Annotated in this window: 1 protein-coding gene; it reads right to left on the bottom strand. The window is 58.0% G+C overall.

The window, feature by feature from the left end:
• The coding region (locus L6963_RS11770) for a transposase (protein ID WP_237207735.1) at positions 1–255 on the bottom strand (255 nt) is incomplete at both ends.

The raw sequence follows: 255 nt of genomic DNA, 5'->3' as shown, positions 1-255 counted from the left end.
TCTGCCCAAATGCCTCCAAAGCCGCCTGCGCAGCCTGCTCGGTCACCGCCTGATAGACCGGCTTCAAATCCCGGGAAATCGCCTCCCAGTGCTGCCTGGGGGCGTAATGCATGGAATTGCGGATCATATGAATGACGCAGTTTTGCACAATCGTGCGTTCATAGACCGCATTCACGGCCTCAGGCAGGCCGGTGAGCCCATCACAGACCAGGTAGAAGATATCAGCGGTGCCACGGTTCTTCAGCTCGGTCAGGA

Origin of the sequence: Rothia nasimurium (genome assembly GCF_928392795.1) — a bacterium.
In the GTDB taxonomy this organism is placed as follows: Bacteria; Actinomycetota; Actinomycetes; order Actinomycetales; family Micrococcaceae; genus Rothia; species Rothia nasimurium_F.
This window is presented reverse-complemented; position numbering and strand designations above follow the sequence as displayed.